We start from the raw sequence: 19,021 nt of genomic DNA, 5'->3' as shown, positions 1-19,021 counted from the left end.
AAGGAGGATCGCCACAATGGCAAATCATCGAGACGACCGCTCTCTGACCGAACTTATGAGCGGTCTGGTAACCGATATATCTGGACTGTTTCGCAAGGAAATCGACCTGGCGAAGGCGGAGGCATCTGAGAATTTGAACCGGGCTTTAGGAGGCGTCGAAATCCTGCTCGTCGGCCTTGTATTTGCAATCGGTGCAATAGGCGTGCTGTTGAGCGCAGCGGTCAACGGCCTGGCCGCTTTTCTCGTGACGCAGAACATGGCTGAGCCGAATGCCGATACGCTGTCGGCCCTCATTGTCGGGATTGTCGTCGCACTCCTTGCCTGGGCAATGGTGGCGCGCGGTATTTCCACGCTGCGGGGCAGCAGCCTCAAGATGGATAGAACGGCGACGTCGCTGCGGCGGGATGTCGACGTCGTGAAGGAGAGAGTACAATGAACGACAATTCTCACGCCCACTCGGCTGCCGAGCTGCAGCGAGAGATCGAGGAGGATCGCCAGCGGATCGAGGAAAAGCTCCACGCCATCGAGGATCGCATGTCCCCCGGCCAGCTTATGGACGAACTGCTCGATTACGCGAGGCAAAGCGGCGGCGCTGAATATGTCACCAATCTCGGCAAGGCGCTCAGGACCAATCCCATTCCCGTCACATTGTTGGGAGTGAGCCTTGCCTGGCTGTTTGCCAATCCTGGCATCCGCTCCTCGGGAGCTGCCGAGCGGGACGAATCCTACGAGGAATATCCACTGGCGACCGTGACGGGTGCCGTAAGACGCACCGGCCCCGTAGAGGCGAGCTTTGGCGAACGGTACAGCCACTTCACGGATGAAGGCGGCAATCGTTTCAGGGCGCTCACGGACGCCGGCGGCCGCCGGGCTGGCCACTTCATCGACCAGAGCGGCAAGGCCTATCGCGGTTTTGCCGACGCGGCCGGCAAGCGGATCGAGGATATCCGTGACGAGGCTGGCTCCTTGTTCGACGACGCTTCCGGTTGGGCGTCCGACACGTGGCGGCAGATCAGCAGCTCCGCGGGCCGGCTGTCCGGTTCGGTTGCCCAAGCCGGAAGTTCCGTCGCGGGCAGTGTTCAAGGTGCAGCGCGGATGTTTGAGGATCGAGGCGCGCAGCTTAACGCGGCCATTCTCCATCATTTCCGTGATCAGCCCCTCGTTGGTGGTGCGCTCGCTTTTGCGGCCGGCGCAGCCATTGGCGCGGCGCTACCGCATACGGAGCTGGAGGACGAGGCGATCGGGGACGTTTCCGACCAGCTTCGCAGGGATATCACGTCTAAGGCAAGTGAAGCGACCAGCGGGGCGGTCGGAACCGCTCGAGAGGTGCTGAACAGGACGGAAGAGGTCAGCGCCAGACGTGACTGAGTAACGGATGATCGCCGGATGCTGGCGCCGTCGGCGCCAGCAGAATACGATCTCCTTCATCGGGCATTCTCTAAGCCACTATCTTTATTCGAAAGGCCGTCGCTGCGGCATTACCGAGTAGCGATGATTGCACCCGTTTCGTCAGGCGGCTGGCAGGCCCGACGAGGCCCGTCGAAAGGCTGGTAGGTATTGTCCTCTCGACGATAGGATTTATAGCGGCTTGCGCACCAATCGGCTGCTTGTGCCGATATCGATGATCTGCCCTGCGCTGCTTCCGGCTGGGTGTCGTCCGATGGCGATGTGCAGTGCCGGATTTGCCCGTTGTAGGAACGATAGCTGTTCGTCGCAGGATCGAACGAGCGGTAGTGTTGGGCACACCACTGGATGTGTTCCGCAGAGAGCCATGGCTTTTGCTGTTCGACATTGGCCGGAGCCGGTTGGGTTTCCTTCGATGCGTCGGCGATTTTGACGGCGGGGGCATTGGTGACATATGTCGAATACATGGGCGGCAGTCGCTCGTAGTGTTGCGCGCCGGGGTCGATCCGTCGCGGCTCCGTCGTCCAGAGATCGGGAGCCGCCAGATTGGCGAATGAATGTCGTTCCGGTTCCGCGATGACGTAGGAAGCAACGGACGCGATGGCAACACAGGCGCCCACCGAACTTGCAATTCCAAACGCGACCGATGCTATGGCTTTCATTTTCACACCTTCGGGCCATCGATATGCTGGGACATCCAGACGGGTACGGGGCGGTTCTCTTGACCGCTGCCAAACGAACGAGCCGAACCCATAGGGGTTCCACGACCCGGTCTTCAGTCTGATGAAATTGGGACTTTGGTCCAATCTCGTTCCAGGGAACGGCAAGCGGTCCATCGATCCTTTCTTTATGGGCAAGACCAAGTTGCTTCTCTCACCCCCCGCAAACACTTTTGCCCTGTCAACGCCTTGTTGCGCTTCTACGATGAGCCGCGATTCGCCGTTTAAAGCGACAGACGTGCGACCAAGATGGATGAGGGGATGAAACATGACCGATGCGAAGAGCAGCATCGCAGGCCTAAGGCCACACATCACTGTTATTGGGGTAGGCGGTGGCGGCGGAAACGCGATCAACAACATGATTGCCGAAAATTTGGCGGGCGTAGACTTCATTGCGGCAAATACCGATGCCCAGGTCCTCGCGACATCGAAGGCGTCGCGCCGCATCCAGCTTGGAGTAAATGTGACCGAAGGTCTGGGTGCAGGTTCGCTGCCGGAGGTTGGTCGCGCGGCTGCCGAGGAATCGATCGATGAGATCATGGATCATCTGAGCGGCTCGCACATGTGCTTCGTCACCGCCGGAATGGGCGGCGGAACGGGGACGGGTGCCGCGCCGGTTATCGCTCATGCTGCCCGTTCGGCCGGCATCCTAACCGTCGGCGTCGTCACCAAACCCTTTTCCTTCGAGGGCAATCGCCGCATGAAGACGGCGGATCTCGGCATCGAAGCGCTGCAGCAGGCAGCCGATACGGTTATCGTGATCCCCAATCAGAATTTGTTCCGGATTGCGGATGCACGGACCACTTTTGCCGATGCCTTCATGACCGCCGATCGCGTGCTCTATTCCGGCGTCGGATGCATTACCGATCTCATCGTCAAGGAAGGTCTCATCAACCTTGATTTCGCCGACGTGAAATCAGTCATGCGCGGCATGGGCCGGGCGATGATGGGCACGGGCGAAGCCACTGGGGAAAGCCGAGCGATGAGAGCGGCCGAGGCGGCAATCGCGAATCCATTGCTGAATGATATCTCCATGAGAGGTGCCAAAGGTGTCTTGGTCTCGATCTCCGGCGGTTCGGATATGACCCTCTTCGAGGTGGACGAAGCGGCGAGCCGCATTCGCGACGAAGTGCACGGCGACGCGGAAATCGTCGTCGGCGCGATCTTCGACCGAAATCTCGACGGCAGGTTCCGCCTTTCTGTCGTGGCGACCGGATTGGATGGCAGCAGAACGGTTGAAACGATGGAGACCTATGCTCAGGATGTGCATCAGCCGCATACGCTTCAGTAGCGTACGCAGTTAGGGCAATTTCGCGATCGATCGCAACACATCGGCCGAGGTCGTTGGAAAGCGAAAGAACTCCAAATAAGCCGGGATCTGTTCGAACAGCATGTCGGTGCCGACCTGGAACGCGCAGCCGCGAGCGCGTGCCGCCTCAAGAAGCGGCGTGATTTCCTGCTTCATGACCACTTCTCCCACGAAGGTAGCGGGGGAGAGCCGCGAAACGTCGATCGGCAAAGGATCGTCCTTTCGCATCCCTAGGGGAGTTGCGTTGACGACGATGTCGAAACCTTGCGGGTCGATGGAACCTATGGTTACGGCCGTCTTGGGGTAATAGGTCTTCAGCCGGTTTCGGAGGCCCTGCGATGCCTGCTCGTTGGGATCACAAATTGCAATGGCGTCTGCGCCCGCACCGGCCAGCGACGCGGCGATCGCCGAGCCAACGCCGCCTGCGCCGACGATAAGCACCTGCGCCCCCGAGACGCTCTGCCCCTTGCGCAGAAGACCGCGCAGGAATCCTTCGCCGTCAAACATCTCACCGACCAGCCTGCCATCGGGATCCAGCCGAACGGCATTGCAGGAACCGGCAACTTTGGCGTTAGTCGACACGTCGTCGATCAAGGCCATGGTCGCGATCTTGTGCGGCATGGTTATGAGAGCGCCGTGAATATTGGAAAGCCGGAACAACTGCCGGAAAAAGGCCGGGTAATCCTCCGACTTGCAGCCCATAGGCACCACGACGGCGTCGATGCCTTGTTTCTCGAAATAGGGATTGTAGATCAGTGGCGCCTTGAAGGTTTCCGTCGGGTAGCCGAGATGGGCAATCAGACGCGTGCTTCCGCTAATCATGGGCGTGACCTTTCCAGGACTATCGTCCTGCCCGTGCGGGCAGATGCCTTGATCCCCTCAACGACGCGCAGTGTCGCAAGCCCTTCCTCACCGCTGACGAGCGGCGCGGCCCGGCCTTCGATGACATCGCAAAAGTGGCGCAACTGCAGCATCAGCGGGTCGGCCGGCGTGACAGAGACGCGTTCTGCCCTCAGTGGCTGCAGCCAGTCGGGCGCTCCGGCGTATTCCCACAGCTTGAGCTCGGGGATTGCGAGGGCGCCAGTGGTACCGCCAATCTGGTAGCAGGTCTGACGCTGCTGCGGGAAAACCGGGTTTTCACCCGATGTCATCTCCCAGCTCCAGGGTGAGGACGCTGCGTCAGAAGCGGTAAGGGTCGCTAGCGTGCCATTGACGAAGCGCAGCAATACCGCGGCGGTGTCTTCGACCTCGTAATTTCGGGCGGCGCTCGATTCCATCGCATGGACGCTTTCGACCTCTCCGAGAAGAAAACGGAAGAGATCGACGTCATGGATGAGGTTGATAAAGGCCGGGCCGGCGCCCGGCTGGCGGCGCCACTCAATCTTAAAATAGTCGGCGGGTTTGGCTGCCCAGAAGCTGCCATGGGCAACGAGGATCGTGCCGAGCCGGCCGCTTTCGAGAATGCGTTTTGCTTCGCCAATAATAGGGTTGTATCGGCGATGGTGGCCGATGAGGATCGGCACACCGGCGGCATCGGCGGCACGAACCAGATTCGCTGCTTCTTCGGCATGATCGGCAATCGGCTTTTCGATGAGGGCGGGGATGCCATACGCAATCGCCTCCAGCGCGTGTGCGACATGCAGTCGGTTCGGCGTGGCGATGATGATCCCGTCAGGGCGGCTTTCGGCAAGCGCTTCGGGAAGGCTTGCAAACCAGGGAAGGCTATTGGCGCGGGTTGCATCCCGGGCGGCGTCCGAGGGATCGATAACGGCCGCAAGCGTGGTGCGCGGCTCGGCCAGTACGCCCTCGATATGGCGCGTGCCAATCAGCCCGGCGCCCATGACCGCGATTTTCTTGGTATCCTGCGACAGCTCTGGCATGAAAACTTCCTTCAGCTCCTAGTTGCGCAGGATTTCGCCGAGGAATTTGCGGGTTCGCTCATGGCGGGGATTGGTGAAGAATTCCGCCGGCGGCGCCTCCTCGACGATCGCGCCGCTCGCCATGAAGATCACCCTATTGGCGACCTGGCGGGCAAAGCCCATTTCATGCGTGACGCAGATCATCGTCATGCCTTCCTCCGCAAGGCTGATCATCGTGTCGAGCACTTCCTTGACCATTTCCGGATCAAGCGCTGACGTCGGCTCGTCGAAGAGCATCACCTTGGGGCGCATGCAGAGAGCCCGGGCAATCGCCACGCGCTGCTGCTGGCCGCCGGAGAGCTGCACCGGATATTTGGCCGCCTGCTCGGCGATTTTGACGCGGGCAAGCAGGCTGCGCGCCCGCTCTTCTGCTTCCGCCTTCGGCACGCCGAGCGCCCGCATCGGCGCCAGCATGCAGTTTTGCAGCACCGTCAGATGCGGGAAGAGGTTGAACTGCTGGAAGACCATGCCGACCTCACGCCGGATCGCGTCGATGGCCTTTGCCCGATTGCCGAGCAGGACACCGCCGACGCGGATCTCGCCCTTCTCGTAGGTCTCCAGATGATTGATGCAGCGGATCAGCGTCGATTTCCCGCTGCCGGAGGGGCCGCAGAGCACAATGCGCTCGCCCTTGTGGACCTTGATGTTGATGTCGTGCAGAGCCTGGAAGGCGCCGTACCATTTCTCGACATGGCTCATGGTGATCATTGTTTCGCCCGTCGTTGCGTTGGGCGCGGGGGCGGATGTTGCTGCTGTCATGGTCTTGTCTCCATCCATCTCCGCATTACCGCGCATGAGCGGCGGCAAAGCGCCGTTCCAGGCGGGCGCCGATGATCGTCAAAGGGCAGCACATCAGGAAATAAAGGGCGCCGACGATGCCGAAAACGGTGAGCGGCTGAAAGATCTGGTTGGAGATGATGTTGCCGGCACGGGTCAGTTCCGTGAAGCCGACGATCGAAGCCAGCGACGTGCCCTTGATGAGCTGCACCAGAAAGCCGATCGTCGCGGGCAGTGAGATGCGGATCGCCTGCGGCAGGATCACGTCCTTCATACGCGACACATATTTGAGACTGAGTGCCTTTGCCGCCTCCGTTTGACCCCGTGGCACGGCCTCGATCGAGCCGCGCCAGATTTCGCCGAGATAGGCGCTGGCATGGAGCGTCAAGCCGATCGCGACCGCTTCCCAGGCGTCGAGCTTGAAGCCGATCAGCGCCAACCCGTAATAGGTGACGAAGAGCTGCATCAGGAGCGGCGTGCCTTGGAAGATGGCGATATAGGTTGCCATCACCCGCTCCAGCGACGGTATTCCCGAGGTGCGCGCCAGCGCTACGGCAAGGCCGGCGATGCAGCCGCAAACGAAGCCGACCACCGATAGAAGGACGGTCCATTTCAGGCCGATCAGAAGGAAGATGAATTCTTCGCTGCCCATGATGACGCCCTCACTTGACCGGATAGGTGAAATAACGGGCCGAGAAGAGCGCAAAGAGACGCATCATCAGCCAGGAGATGATGAGGTAGAAGACCGTAACGGTGAAATAGATCTCGAAGCTGCGGAAGCTGTCGGACTCGATGCGCTGCGCGACCGAGGTCAGCTCATAGGCCGAGATTGCCGAGGCGATGCTGGTCGAGAGCGTCAGCAGCACGAACTGGCTTGTCAGTGAGGGGTAGATTGCTCTGAGTGCCGGCTTCAGGATGATCAGCCGGAAGACCTGAACCTTGTGCAGCCCAAGCGCCAGGCCCGCCTCCATCTGCCCCTTCGGAATGGATTGCACGCCGCCGCGGATGATCTCGATCGCATAGGCACCGCCGTTGATGCCGAGCGCGATGATTGCGGTCGACGTGGGATCGAGGCGGATGCCGGCAAGCGGCAGGGCGAAATAGAGAAAGAAGATCTGCACCAGGAAGGGCGTGTTGCGAATGAGCTCGACAAAGCCAATTACCAGCCAGCGCAGCGCCTTGATGGGAGAGTCTCTCAGCGCCACGCCGCCAATGCCGATGACGACAGCGAGCGCCATGCCGCAGAGCGCCAGCAGAAAGGTGCCGAGGCAGCCGAGCAGCAGGCTTGGCAGGCCATCGATGACCGGCGTGAAATCCATCTGATAGTTCATGCTTTCGGGGTCTCCAGCATGGCTGCCATCGCTTCGATCGCCAGCTCATAGCCGCGGGCGCCGAAGCCGATCATGATGGCGGTCGCGATGCGGGAGACGAGCGATTTGTGATAGATCTCCTCGCGCGCATGGACGTTGGAAATATGCAGCTCGATCTTCGGTGGCTCGAAGGTTTTCAGGGCGTCGAGCAGCGCGATCGAGGTGAAGGTATAGCCGGCGGGATTGATGATGATGCCGCAAGCCTGCTTTCGGGCCTCATGCACGCTTTCCACCAGCTCGCCCTCGAAATTGGTCTGGCGGAAATCGACCGCGAAGCCGAGCGTCTTTGCTTTGTCGAGGCACATCTGCCTGATATCGGCAAGCGTCGTGGAGCCATAGATGGCAGGCTCGCGCTCGCCCAGCAGGTTGAGGTTCGGTCCGTTGAGCACAAAGATGGTCTTGGTCATGTCGCGCACCTCAAAACGGGCATGGGTCTGACATTGACGGGCATCGACATGCCCGCCTTGTTGTTAATCTGGCTCCTCGCCTTGGAATGAGCGCTTGGCTCAGTTCGCCGTGAACGGAATGCCCTCGATGCTCTCGGGGAATTCCGGAACCGGTACCTTCATCCACTTATCGTAGATCTTCTTCAGCTCGCCATTGGCCTTGATCTTGTCGATGAAGGCATTGATCGAAGCGTTGATTTCCTTTTCGCCCAGGCGTGTGCAGGCGCCGTTATAGAGCTTCTGGAATTCCAGCTTGTTCTCGAATTCGCCGGGGCGGGCTTTTTCCACGCGGTCCATGTAGAAGATATTGCCGCCCAGCGCCTGTACCTGGCCGGAGGCGAGAGCCTGCACGCTGGCGGCGTCGCCATCGAAGCGGCGAATCGTGGCGCTCTGCGGCGCATTCTTCGTCACTTGCGTATCCTGCGCGGCACCCTTGGCCACCCCGATCGTCAGGTTCGCCATATCGTCATTGGTCTTGATCGAGGCGGACTTCGGCCCGATCAGCACGATGGCATTGGCGACATAGGGCTTGGAGAATTGCACGGCCTTGGCGCGATCCGGCAGCATGGCCATCGTGGCGAAGAGTACGTCGACGCGGCCAGTCGTCAGAGCCGGAATGCGGTTATTGACTTCCAGCGGCACGAATTCGACCTCGACGCCGAGCTCTTTGGCATAAAGCGTCGCAATATCGGCATCAAGGCCATCCTGCTTGCCGGCGCTGGTGACAAAGCCCCATGGCGGGTTATCGCCTTGGATGCCGACGATCAGCTTGCCACGGGCTTTGATTTCTTCGGGCGTGACCGCGCCAGCCGGGCTTGCAAGCCCGATGGCGACCACGAGAGCGGCGGCACCCAGCATGGCGCCCCGCCGCGTCAGCAATGACTTCAGCATAAATTCCTCCTCTTTTGCTGGCCATCAAACGACATCACAGTCATCCTCTCCCGACCATTCGCAACAATGTTTGCCAGAGCATCAGTGATAAATCAACATAGTTTTCCAAAATCATATGAGATTCCTTATTTGATCAATCGAATTGAAATTCTCACGACATTCGCCATAATGCCATCGGCAGGCTCGGTGGGTTTCACTCAGCGCGCCCGGAAACGCGGAGGATTTGAAAGCCATGAAAACCTCGATTGCGACAGTGACGATTGCGGGCGAGCTGCCGGATAAATTGGAAGCGATTGCGCGCGCTGGCTTTGACGGCGTGGAGATTTTCGAAAACGACTTCCTGGCCTTCGACGGGAGCCCGGCCGATGTCGGGAAGATGGCGCGCGATCTCGGGCTGACGATTACGCTTTTCCAGCCCTTCCGCGATTTCGAGGGCATGCCGGACGCGCTGCGCGGGCGCACCTTCGACCGTGCCGAGCGCAAGTTTGACATCATGCAAGAGCTCGGCACCGACATGGTGCTCGTCTGCTCCAATGTCTCGCAGGCCGCCCTCGGCGGCATCGACCGGGCTGCCGCCGATTTTCGCGAGCTGGGCGAACGAGCGGCCAAACGCGGCCTGAAGGTGGGTTATGAGGCTCTGGCCTGGGGCCGCTATGTCAACGATCACCGAGATGCCTGGGAAATCGTGCGACGCGCAGATCACCCGAATGTCGGGCTGATCCTCGACAGTTTCCATTCGCTGTCGCGCAAGATCGACATCAATTCCATCCGCTCAATCCCGAAGGAAAAGATCTTCATCGTGCAGCTAGCCGACGCGCCGCTGATCGACATGGACCTGCTCTACTGGTCCAGGCATTTCCGCAATATGCCGGGCGAGGGCGATCTGCCGATCACAGAATTTACCGAGGCTGTGGCTTCCACCGGTTATGACGGCTTCTTCTCGCTGGAGGTCTTCAACGACCAGTTCCGCGGCGGTTCGACACGGGCGATCGCCGCTGACGGCCACCGCTCTCTGATCTATCTGGCGGACCAGATCCGCCGCAAGGTGGACACGCCGATCGGCGTCGAAATGCCCGCGCGCGCGGCCGTCAAGGGGATCGGCTTCGTCGAATTTGCGACCGATGACAGCGAGGCGGTGGAGCTGGTGGGCATCCTCGAAGCGCTCGGCTTCCGCAAGGCCGCGGTGCATCGCTCCAAGAAGGTCACGCTTTTTCAACAGGGCGACATTAGGATCATCATCAATGTCGATCCCTTGGGCTTTGCCAATGCCGCCTATGTCGTGCACGGCACATTCGCCTATGCCGTGGCCTTGATCGTCGATGACGCTGCGGAAGCCTATCGCCGCGCACTGGCCCTCGATGCGGAACCATTCGCCCAGCCTGTCGCCGAGGGCGAGCTGCAACTGCCGGCGATCCGCGGCGTCGGCGGCGGACTGATCTATCTCATCGACGAGAAGAGCCCACTCGGTCGCTTCTCGGAGATCGATTTTGAGCCCGTCGCGAAGGAGGGCGCCACCCCTGACGCCGGCCTGCTGCAGATCGACCACATCGCCCAGACTGTCGCTTATGACGAGATGCTGACCTGGCTTCTCTTTTACACTTCGATCTTTGAGACCCGCAAAACCCCGATGGTCGATATCATCGATCCCTCCGGCGTGGTGCGCAGCCAGGTGATCGAAAACGAGGCGGGCACGCTGCGCATCACCATGAATGGTGCGGAAAACCGCCGCACGCTCGCCGGCCATTTCATCGCCGAGAAATTCGGCTCCGGCATCCAGCATCTCGCCTTCTCGACGAACGACGTCTTTTCCACCGCCGAACGCCTGCGCGCCAAAGGCTTCAAGGCTCTGCCGATCTCACCCAACTATTACGAAGACGTCGAAGCCCGCTTCGGACTCGACCCTGAGCTCACCGAACGGCTGAAGGCTGAAAACATCCTCTACGATCGCGACGAGCAGGGCGAATATTTCCAGCTCTACAGCGGAACATACGGGGAGGGTTTCTTCTTCGAGGTGGTGGAACGCCGCGCCTATCGCGGCTACGGCGCATCGAACGCCATATTCCGGATCGCGGCGCTGAAGAAGCAGATGCGGCCCGAAGGTATTCCCAAGGATGCAATGTAATTTCAGCTCCAGCAATTCCAGGAAAAGTACGCAGCGGTTCTCCCTCCGGAATTGCGTAAAACAATATGATAGAGGGCTCAGCGATTTCTTGAAGCGCTAAACCGCCCTAATTCGCCCGCTTGTCAGCACATGTTCAACGCCGCTCTGAACATGCCTGCGAATGACGGCCCTTGCGCCTTCGTCATCGCGCTTCAGCGCAAGTTCGAAGAGCAGCTTGTGATCATCCACGACGGCTTTGCCACGAAAGCTTTGGGCCAGCATGTGATAACGCAGGAACCGGTCGAAGACGGAGGACAGCGTCGCCATCAGCGCGGCCGAATTGCAAGCCGAGACAATCGCCTGATGAAATTCCCAGTCGTAACGCACCCAGTCGATGGTGCGGGAGCCATCACCGGCCAGAAGCTTGCGCTCGGCGGCAGCCAGCTTGTGATGGGCAGCGACGATGCGGCCCTCCCATTCCAGCGTGCCCGCGGCGAAGGAAAGACCGATCGCATGCGTTTCGAGCACTGTCCTGAGATCCGCAAGCTCCTCCAGCTCTTTCCGCGAGACCGGGCTCACCTCAAAGCCGCGCTGGCCTTCGGCGACCACCAGATTCTCCATTGCAAGGCGGCTCAAGATTTCGCGTAGCGACGAGACGCTGATCGAATAGTGCTCCTTGGCCTGCTCCAGCTTGATCTTGGCACCGGGGGCGAGCGTGCCTGCAATGATGTCCTGCCGGATCTGCCGGAAGATGACATCGCTGATGGTCTCAGAAGATGCGGCCGTGTTCTTGAGCATCGGTTTCTCTGTCTTGGGCGGCTTTGCCATCGGCTGTTCGGCTATTTCGGCTGTTTTGACGGGGAGAAGAGCAGACCTTTGCCGAGCGCATGCTCCACGCCGCCCTGGATGTGGCGCTGCAGGACCTTCTTGGCCGTCTTGCTGTCGCGCTGCAAGGCTGCTTCCAGAAGCTGCCTGTGCTCCTGTTCGGCCACACCGCCCCGATAGGAAAGCGCCACCATCTGGTAGCGCAGATACTTGTCGAATACGGCCGAATGCGTCTCCATCAGCAGCCGCGAGCCGCAGGCGGCGATCAGCGCTTGATGGAATTCCCAGTCATAACGCTTCCAGTCTTCGGCTTGGCTGGTGTCGCCCGATGCCATGACCTTTTCCATGCGTGCGAGCTTGTAATGGGCAGCGACGAGCTGCGCCTCCCATTCCACGTCGCCCTGTTCGAAGGACTGCTCCAGCGCATGTTCTTCCAAGAGCAGCCGCAGCGCGGCGATCTCGCGCAGATCCGCAACGGAAACCCCGGCGACCTCAAACCCTCGCTGCCCCTCGGCAACAACGAGGCCTTCAGAGGTCAAGCGGTTGAGAATTTCCCTTAGCGTGCTGATGCTGGTCTCGTAGGCGGCCTTTAGATTATCGAGTTTCAACTTCTGGCCCGGAGCAAGCCGGCCAAAGATAATGTCCCCGCGGATCCGCCGGTAACTGCTTTCTGCAATAGTTTCGATCGGAAGTTCGATAGCGCAAGTCCTCAGAGATTTTCGGTTTTGTCATATACATATAATCCGCCCTTTTTCAATCGAACGCATGACGTTTCTGAGGTCTGAATTTTTCCCGAAGGCTTGACGCGTACTTCGCTTCGGATGTTGCCTCCGAGGCTGTGAGGCTCATCTCCTCACGCGATGCGCGGTCCAAACGGAAGGGTGCATCCTGGCCGAGTCAACTTTGAACATGCCGTGTTCGCCGGCATGGACATTTTATAGTCTGACATTGCCGCATCTGTGCTCAACTGACCGGGCCGAATAGTGGAGGCGAGATAGTGACCCCTTTACTTTAGCCGCAGCGCCGCAGCTCCGGCCGCGATAGTCAGAATGAAGTCGTCGAGCTCCCGTTCCAGGTTTTCGATCGGCAGACCGACGAACCGTCCCTCGAGGCTGATGCTGACGACGCCATGAACCGCGCCGAACAGGGTCCTCGCGCGGATGGCACGTGCCGTCTCCGACATTGCCGGCTGCAGTTCGGCCAGCGGCTCGGCAATGACACCCATCAGGAACATGTGCTCTTCAAGGTGCCATTCCGGGCTCGGGCGGTCGTCCGGCGGTCGATGGTCGAAGAGTGCTTTCCACAAATTGCGGTGAGCGACTGCGAAGCGCAGGTAGCCGCGTGCCAGATTGCGCAGGCGGTCCGACGGCGTGTGATCCTTGACCTCAGCCAGCGTCAACGATGCCTCGAGCGCCTTCAGCGTCGTGGAATTGACGTGAATGATGAGGTCATCGAGGTCGGCAAAAACAGTGTAAAGACCTCCAAGGGCGCAGCCCACATCCTGTGTGACGTCGCGCGCCCGCAGGTTGGAAAGTCCGTCGGCCGCTATGCGATCGCGCGCCGCCTCAATCAGGCGCAGCTTCAGATCCTCGCGCTTTTCCAGGGTTTTTCTCGCCATTAACCATACCAATCCAATTTTTTGAACATCGTTCAAAATTTTCTTGAACGATGTTCATGCTTCTGGCATACGTGGTTTTGTGAACGTCGTTCATAAACGGGAGACGATAAATGTTCAATTCAATTCTGACGCTCATCCGTGGTCGTGCCTATGATGCGGAACAAGCGTTCATCGATCGCAATGCGGTGCCTCTCTTGGCGCAGCAGATCCGCGATGCGGCAAGCGCCATTCAGTCGGCGCGGCGGGCGGTGGCGATCGCCGTTGCGCAAAATGAGCAGGAAAAGAGCCAGCACGCAGCGATCGTCGGCCGCATCGCGGATCTGGAAACCCGAGCGACTGCCGCGCTTTTGAAGGGGAGCGATGACCTTGCCCTAGAAGCGACTGAGGCAATCGCCCAGCTCGAAGCAGAGCGCGGTGCTTCCGAGAAGGCGCAGACGCAATTCACCCTGACGATCGGCAAGCTTAAAGCAACCGTGCGCACATCGGAAGCGCGACTGCAGGAGTTGCAGCGCGGCGAGCGACTGGCGCGTGCCACTGAGCAGACACAGAAGCTCGATGCCGCCTGTGACGGCAACTCCGGGCTGGCAACCCTGGACGAGGCTGAGCAAACGCTTGCCCGGCTTCAGGCCTATCAGGATCGCTACGAGATTGCGGCATCGGCCATGAAGGAAATGGACGCCGCGAACCGGCCGGAAATCGTCATTGCAAAACTTGCCAACGCCGGCTTCGGCGCGCCGCTTGGCCTTTCGGCCGACGACGTACTTGCCCGCCTTCGCGACCGCATAAATTCAGCCGCCTGAAACCGAACACACCAACCACACAAGAGAGGATACGATCATGAACGACAGCTTCCAAAAACATTCCCAGGCTTGGGTCAGCTTTTCCTACATCTCCTTCGCCGCCGCGGCTTTCATGCTCCTCGTCGGCCTCTATATGATGCCGATCGATCTTTGGGGCAAAGGCTATCTCGCCATGGGCATCCTGATGCTGGTGCAGACGGCAGTTAACGTCACCAAGACGATCCGCGACAATACCGAAGCCGACAGGCTGATCCGCAAGGTCGAGGACGCCCGCACGGAAAAGCTCCTGGTTAAGTTCAATCGTGACGGTCAGGACTAAGCTTTATTAACGACGCCACAGAGTTGTATCCGCGCTCAACCTTTGCGTAACTACTCTGTGGCGTCTTGTTGGCTGAACGAGGGATACGCCATGCAAAAGCATCTGATGAGATCGAGGAAGTTCGCGCCGCTGTTCTGGACGCAATTCCTCACCGCTTTCAACGATAATTTTCTCAAACAGACACTGGTTTTCGTCATTCTCGCGCAGATGGCCACGGAGGGGGCTGCGCTGGTGACGCTTGCCGGCGGCATCTTCATCGTACCGTTCCTGCTGCTTTCAGCAATTGCCGGAGAACTTGCTGACAAATACGACAAAGCTGAGATGGCCGAGCTTCTGAAGCGATGCGAGCTTGGCGTGGCAGCAATCTCGGTGGTCGGCATCGCTTTCTCGTCCATCTGGATCCTGATGCTAGCCCTCTTCGGCTTCGGCGTCATTTCCTCGCTCTTCGGGCCGATCAAATACGGCATTCTGCCGGATCAGTTGGAAAGCCGCGATCTTCCTAAGGCGAAGAGGGCGGCACCTTCATCGCCATCCTCACCGGCACCATGGTTGCGGCGGTCGCCTTCCGCGAAGGCGAGAATGTCTGGATCTTCGGGCCGATGATGATGGGGCTTTCCATCCTCTGCTGGTTTGCTGCACGCATGATCCCTTCGACGGGTTCCAAGGCGCCGGATCTTGCCATTGATGTCAATGTCGTGCGCTCCAGCTACAGGCTCGTCAACGAGCTTCGTGCTGATAGCCGCATCTGGCGCGCCTCCCTGATGAACTGCTGGTTCTGGTTCGTCGGCGCCTTCATCATGTCGATGCTGCCGGTGATGGTGACCGACATTCTCGGTGGCTCGGAAATCGTCGTTCCCGCCTATCTCGCGATCTTCGCCATCTCCGTTGCCATGGGCTCGGCCATTGCCGGCTGGATGGCAGCCGGACGCATCGTGCTGCTTCCGGCGCCGATCGGCATGCTGATCGTCGCACTCTTCGGTCTCGATCTCGCCTGGAACCTGTGGGGTCTTCAGTCAACCTCGCATGCCGAAACCATTCTCGCCTTCTTTGAGGGACCGAAAACGATCCGCGTTGCTATCGATCTCGCCGGCATGGCGATCGGCGGTGCCTTCCTGGCCGTCCCCACGTTCGCGGCCATGCAGAGCTGGGCGCATGAGGATCGTCGCGCCCGCGTCATCGGCGCCGCCAATGTGCTGTCGGCTTTGTTCATCGCTGTCGGCCTGGCGCTCGTAGCCGTCCTGCAGGCCGTTGGCCTGTCGGTTCCGGTGATTATCCTCAGCATCTCCGTGCTCAACATCGCGATCGCCTGGCTCATGCTGAAAATGCTGCCGACCAATGCCTTCCGCGATCTCATCTCCATCATTTTCCGCGCCTTCATGCGGCTGGAAGTCGAGGGTTTGGAAAACATCCGCAAGGCCGGCTCGGCGCCGATCATCGCTCTTAACCACGTCAGCTTGCTCGACGGTGCGCTGGCGCTGGCTATCACCGAGGAAGAGCCGGTCTTTGCGATCGATTATGCATTTGCCAAAAAATGGTGGGTACGGCCGCTTTTGACGCTGTGCAAGTTCCTGCCGCTCGATCCGACCAAGCCGATGGCGACGCGCTCGCTCATCAAGGTGATCCAGGACGGCAGCCCGGTCGGCATCTTCCCAGAGGGTCGCCTGACCGTGACGGGCACGCTGATGAAGGTCTATGACGGCGCGGCTATGGTTGCCGACAAGACCGGCGCGACGATCGTGCCCGTTCGCATTGACGGACTGGAAAAGAGCTACGCCTCCTATTTGACGTCGAGCCATGTCCGCCGTCGTCTCTTCCCCAAGGTCAAGGTGACGATCCTCGAGCCGGTCACGCTCGATGTTCCGGCCGAGCTCAAGGGCAGAAAGCGCCGCATCGCAGCCGGTGCCGCTCTCTATCAGATCATGTCGACGCTGATGTTCCGCACCGCCGATACCGACAACACGGTGCTTGGCCGTGTCATCGAAAGTGCCCATGAATATGGCGGTAAGAAACTCGCCGTCGAGGACCCTATCGCCGGCAAGCTCTCCTATGCCAAACTCTTGACCGGTGCTGCGGTGCTCGGCGCGAAGTTCAAGAGGATGTTCCCGCAAGAAAAGACGCTCGGCGTCATGCTGCCGAATGCAAACGGCACGGCCGCGACTGTCCTTGGCGTCATGTCGGCGGGCAAGGTTCCGGCCATGCTGAACTTCACGGCCGGTGCTGCCAACATCCTGTCCGCTTGCAAGACGGCCGAGGTCAAACATGTCTTGTCCTCCCGCGCTTTCATCGCGCAGGCCAAGCTCGGCCCGGTGGTCGAAGAGCTGGAAAAGCAGGTGACGTTCGTCTGGCTGGATGAACTGCGTACGCAGGTCACCTTCCTCAACAAGATCGTCGGCCTCATGCGCAAATATCGGCCGCTGGTCAAACGCAGCGCCGACGATCCGGCCGTGATCCTCTTCACCTCCGGTTCCGAGGGAACGCCGAAGGGCGTGGTGCTGACACACCGCAATATCCTGTCGAACGCAGCCCAGGCCGCTTCGCGCATCGACTTCCACCCAGGCGACAAGGTGTTCAACATCCTGCCGATGTTTCACTCTTTCGGCCTGACGGCGGGCACGATCCTGCCGCTGGTCTCGGGCGTGCCGGTGTTCTTCTATCCGTCGCCGCTGCACTACCGCATCGTGCCGGAGCTGATCTATGTCTCGAACGCAACCATCGTCTTCGGCACGGATACGTTCCTGAACGGCTATGCGCGCACCGCCCATCCTTATGACCTGAGATCGATCCGCTACATCTTCTCCGGTGCCGAACCGGTGAAGGCATCGACCCGCGAGGTCTACATGGAAAAATTCGGCCTGCGCATTCTAGAAGGCTACGGCGTCACCGAGGCGGCGCCGGTGATCTCGCTGAATACGCCGATGTATAATCGCACGGGAACGGTCGGCAAAATCATGCCGGGGATGGAATGGAAGCTCGAGCCGGTTCCCGGCATCGACGAGGGCGGCCGTCTTCTTATCCGGGGCGCCAACGTCATGGCCGGCTATCTGCGCGCCGACAATCCCGGCGTCCTCGAGCCGCTGCCGGAAGGCTGGCATGATACTGGCGACATCGTCACCATCGATGAGGATGGTTTCGTTAAGATCCAGGGCCGGGCCAAGCGTTTTGCCAAAATCGGCGGCGAAATGATCTCGCTTGCGGCGGTGGAGATCCTTGCTGCGCAGCTCTGGCCAGGCGCGCTCAGCGTCGTCTCGGCCGTGCCCGACCCGAAGAAGGGCGAGCGCCTGATACTGCTGACCGATGCACCGGATGCGGCGAGGGGCGATTTCCTGGCATTCGCCAAATCGAAGGGCGCCACGGAAATGATGGTTCCTGGCGAAGTCGTCATCGGCAAGGTTCCGGTCCTCGGCTCCGGCAAGATCGATTTCGTGACGGCGCGTACGATGGCAATGGAAGGCCTGTCGCAGGCGCAGGCGGCGTAAATTCCGTACCCGAACTGCAAAGCGGTCGGTGGTTCGAACCATCAACCGCTTTTTTTCTCGAAGCGGGATAAGCCTTTGATGATCAAGCCCGGCGAGGTCTTCCAGACCATGGGCGTCACGTTCCAGCAGACCAATAACGTCTTCACAGCGGCCGCGAAACTGCAATCTCGATGACGGGAGTCCCACATTCCCGACCAAGGGTTGCTCCGGGACTCCCGGCCGTTGCGTGGGGTCCATGCTTCGGCGCGTTGAATAGATCGTCCGCCGCCGGATTAAACCAGGGCAAACCTCTCACGTCAGAAATGCGAGATTAATATCCACGGAGGCGTGTGCCGTTTCAGATCGCGAGACGCAAAACCTCAGTAATCGAGGCATCCGTATCATGAACCAAGCGAATTCTTCGGCATGTAGCGCTCGGGCTTCAGTGATGCGACCGAAGCAGCACCATTGCCGGGGCTGCCAGAGCCGCGGCCGCGATCATCAGTGAAATCCCCACCTTTAGTGCCTTTATCCGGCGCGTCCTGACGCCGCTCCAATCATATGCCAACTTATCCCCCCAGGTGCTCCACAGCGTAACCTCACCTAGCGGCCTCCTGCCGCACGGCAAGGGGTGAAAACAGCCATCCCCCAAAAGGAGCTGCACCGAACGAAGAGGCCCCACCTCGTGGCAGGGAGGCAGGGCCAGGGAACCGGTGATGGCTCATGCTGCGCGAACAATTTGCCGGGTGAGCGTCTGGTTCGCGCGAGGTTTGCTACCATTCCAAGATGAAACCAAACTGAAGACAAGCCACGGCAATGGCTGCTCTTGGCCTGCCGTATTCCTCTGAAGAAAGAAAACATCATGAATCGAGCGAAATCTTCGCCTCGCTGTGCTCAACCTTATCCCCGTTGGATGTTGTGCAGGAACTGCTATCCGGGCATGATTGCTGCCTTCGTGCATTAAGGAAATCTGTCCCGATCGAGCGACGCCCGTCGGAAATGCTCGCGACGATCGTAAATGCCAGTGAGGATTTGAACGTGGAAATGGCTGCTGATTTATTTTGAAAA

The 19,021-nt window shown here is 59.8% G+C and carries 18 protein-coding genes and 1 pseudogene; 8 read left to right on the top strand and 11 right to left on the bottom strand.

All coding sequences use genetic code 11. The features are described from left to right. Window positions 1-16 precede the first annotated feature (16 nt). Window positions 17-436, top strand: coding sequence for a phage holin family protein (locus QDY28_RS21385; RefSeq protein WP_331383631.1), 420 nt, complete (start codon window positions 17-19; stop codon window positions 434-436). Continuing rightward, window positions 433-1,368, top strand: coding sequence for a DUF3618 domain-containing protein (locus tag QDY28_RS21380; protein ID WP_331383630.1), 936 nt, complete (start codon window positions 433-435; stop codon window positions 1,366-1,368). Before QDY28_RS21385 ends, QDY28_RS21380 begins: the two co-directional genes overlap by 4 nt. A 110-nt stretch (window positions 1,369-1,478) precedes the next feature. Here the strand turns inward: QDY28_RS21380 and QDY28_RS21375 are convergent, their stop codons facing one another. Next, on the bottom strand, window positions 1,479-2,066 hold the full coding sequence (locus QDY28_RS21375) for a BA14K family protein (protein ID WP_331383629.1): 588 nt from the start codon (window positions 2,064-2,066) through the stop codon (window positions 1,479-1,481). A 325-nt stretch (window positions 2,067-2,391) separates the two neighbouring features. Here QDY28_RS21375 and ftsZ point away from each other — a divergent pair, with 325 nt between their 5' ends. Further along, a complete protein-coding gene (ftsZ, locus tag QDY28_RS21370; protein ID WP_331383628.1) occupies window positions 2,392-3,414 on the top strand; it encodes a cell division protein FtsZ in 1,023 nt (340 codons plus the stop codon). 9 nt (window positions 3,415-3,423) lie between these two features. Here the strand turns inward: ftsZ and QDY28_RS21365 are convergent, their stop codons facing one another. The 7 genes from QDY28_RS21365 to QDY28_RS21335 all read right to left on the bottom strand — a co-directional run bounded on the left by QDY28_RS21365 (window position 3,424) and on the right by QDY28_RS21335 (window position 8,835). Further along, on the bottom strand, window positions 3,424-4,254 hold the full coding sequence (locus QDY28_RS21365) for a shikimate dehydrogenase family protein (protein ID WP_331383627.1): 831 nt from the start codon (window positions 4,252-4,254) through the stop codon (window positions 3,424-3,426). Then, window positions 4,251-5,312, bottom strand: coding sequence for a Gfo/Idh/MocA family protein (locus tag QDY28_RS21360; protein WP_331383626.1), 1,062 nt, complete (start codon window positions 5,310-5,312; stop codon window positions 4,251-4,253). Before QDY28_RS21360 ends, QDY28_RS21365 begins: the two co-directional genes overlap by 4 nt. An 18-nt stretch (window positions 5,313-5,330) precedes the next feature. Next, complete coding sequence (locus QDY28_RS21355; protein ID WP_331383660.1) at window positions 5,331-6,059, bottom strand: amino acid ABC transporter ATP-binding protein; 729 nt, start codon at window positions 6,057-6,059, stop codon at window positions 5,331-5,333. A gap of 76 nt (window positions 6,060-6,135) precedes the next feature. Further along, complete coding sequence (locus QDY28_RS21350; protein WP_331383625.1) at window positions 6,136-6,780, bottom strand: amino acid ABC transporter permease; 645 nt, start codon at window positions 6,778-6,780, stop codon at window positions 6,136-6,138. A 10-nt stretch (window positions 6,781-6,790) separates the two neighbouring features. Beyond that, window positions 6,791-7,459, bottom strand: coding sequence for an amino acid ABC transporter permease (locus tag QDY28_RS21345; protein ID WP_331383624.1), 669 nt, complete (start codon window positions 7,457-7,459; stop codon window positions 6,791-6,793). Further along, window positions 7,456-7,905 (bottom strand): type II 3-dehydroquinate dehydratase, encoded by a 450-nt coding sequence (gene aroQ / locus QDY28_RS21340; RefSeq protein WP_331383623.1) that lies wholly within the window; start codon window positions 7,903-7,905, stop codon window positions 7,456-7,458. Before aroQ ends, QDY28_RS21345 begins: the two co-directional genes overlap by 4 nt. A 99-nt stretch (window positions 7,906-8,004) precedes the next feature. After that, window positions 8,005-8,835 carry a transporter substrate-binding domain-containing protein gene (locus QDY28_RS21335; protein ID WP_331383622.1) on the bottom strand — a complete coding sequence of 277 codons (831 nt, stop codon included), beginning with the start codon at window positions 8,833-8,835 and terminating at the stop codon, window positions 8,005-8,007. A 232-nt stretch (window positions 8,836-9,067) separates the two neighbouring features. Between QDY28_RS21335 and QDY28_RS21330 the strand changes: the two genes are divergently transcribed. After that, a complete protein-coding gene (locus QDY28_RS21330; RefSeq protein ID WP_331383621.1) occupies window positions 9,068-10,957 on the top strand; it encodes a bifunctional sugar phosphate isomerase/epimerase/4-hydroxyphenylpyruvate dioxygenase family protein in 1,890 nt (629 codons plus the stop codon). Between the two features lie 96 nt (window positions 10,958-11,053). On the opposite strand, the gene QDY28_RS21325 is transcribed toward QDY28_RS21330, so the two are convergent. From QDY28_RS21325 to QDY28_RS21315, 3 genes are all read right to left on the bottom strand, one after another. Further along, on the bottom strand, window positions 11,054-11,734 hold the full coding sequence (locus QDY28_RS21325) for a GntR family transcriptional regulator (protein WP_331383620.1): 681 nt from the start codon (window positions 11,732-11,734) through the stop codon (window positions 11,054-11,056). 41 nt (window positions 11,735-11,775) lie between these two features. Then, complete coding sequence (locus tag QDY28_RS21320) at window positions 11,776-12,459, bottom strand: GntR family transcriptional regulator (protein WP_331383659.1); 684 nt, start codon at window positions 12,457-12,459, stop codon at window positions 11,776-11,778. Between the two features lie 308 nt (window positions 12,460-12,767). Then, the gene (locus QDY28_RS21315) at window positions 12,768-13,379 is read right to left on the bottom strand and encodes a TetR/AcrR family transcriptional regulator (protein ID WP_331383619.1); all 612 of its coding nucleotides are present in this window, start codon (window positions 13,377-13,379) and stop codon (window positions 12,768-12,770) included. A 110-nt stretch (window positions 13,380-13,489) separates the two neighbouring features. Between QDY28_RS21315 and QDY28_RS21310 the strand changes: the two genes are divergently transcribed. From QDY28_RS21310 to QDY28_RS21295, 4 genes and pseudogenes are all read left to right on the top strand, one after another. Next, window positions 13,490-14,179, top strand: a complete 690-nt coding sequence (locus QDY28_RS21310) for a PspA/IM30 family protein (protein ID WP_331383618.1) — start codon at window positions 13,490-13,492, stop codon at window positions 14,177-14,179. Between the two features lie 37 nt (window positions 14,180-14,216). Further along, window positions 14,217-14,498: a YiaA/YiaB family inner membrane protein gene (locus QDY28_RS21305; RefSeq protein WP_331383617.1), complete on the top strand. Its 282-nt coding sequence runs from the start codon at window positions 14,217-14,219 to the stop codon at window positions 14,496-14,498. A 90-nt stretch (window positions 14,499-14,588) separates the two neighbouring features. After that, window positions 14,589-17,974, top strand: a pseudogene (locus QDY28_RS21300) (acyl-[ACP]--phospholipid O-acyltransferase). A gap of 795 nt (window positions 17,975-18,769) precedes the next feature. Beyond that, entirely contained in the window at window positions 18,770-19,018 is a 249-nt protein-coding gene (locus QDY28_RS21295) for a hypothetical protein (protein ID WP_331383616.1), read from the top strand. Window positions 19,019-19,021: the final 3 nt, after the last annotated feature.

The organism is Rhizobium sp. BR 362 (assembly GCF_036528765.1).
Taxonomy (GTDB): Bacteria; Pseudomonadota; Alphaproteobacteria; order Rhizobiales; family Rhizobiaceae; genus Rhizobium.
The sequence above is the reverse complement of the archived record's forward strand: the minus strand, read 5'-3'. Positions and strand labels throughout refer to the sequence as shown.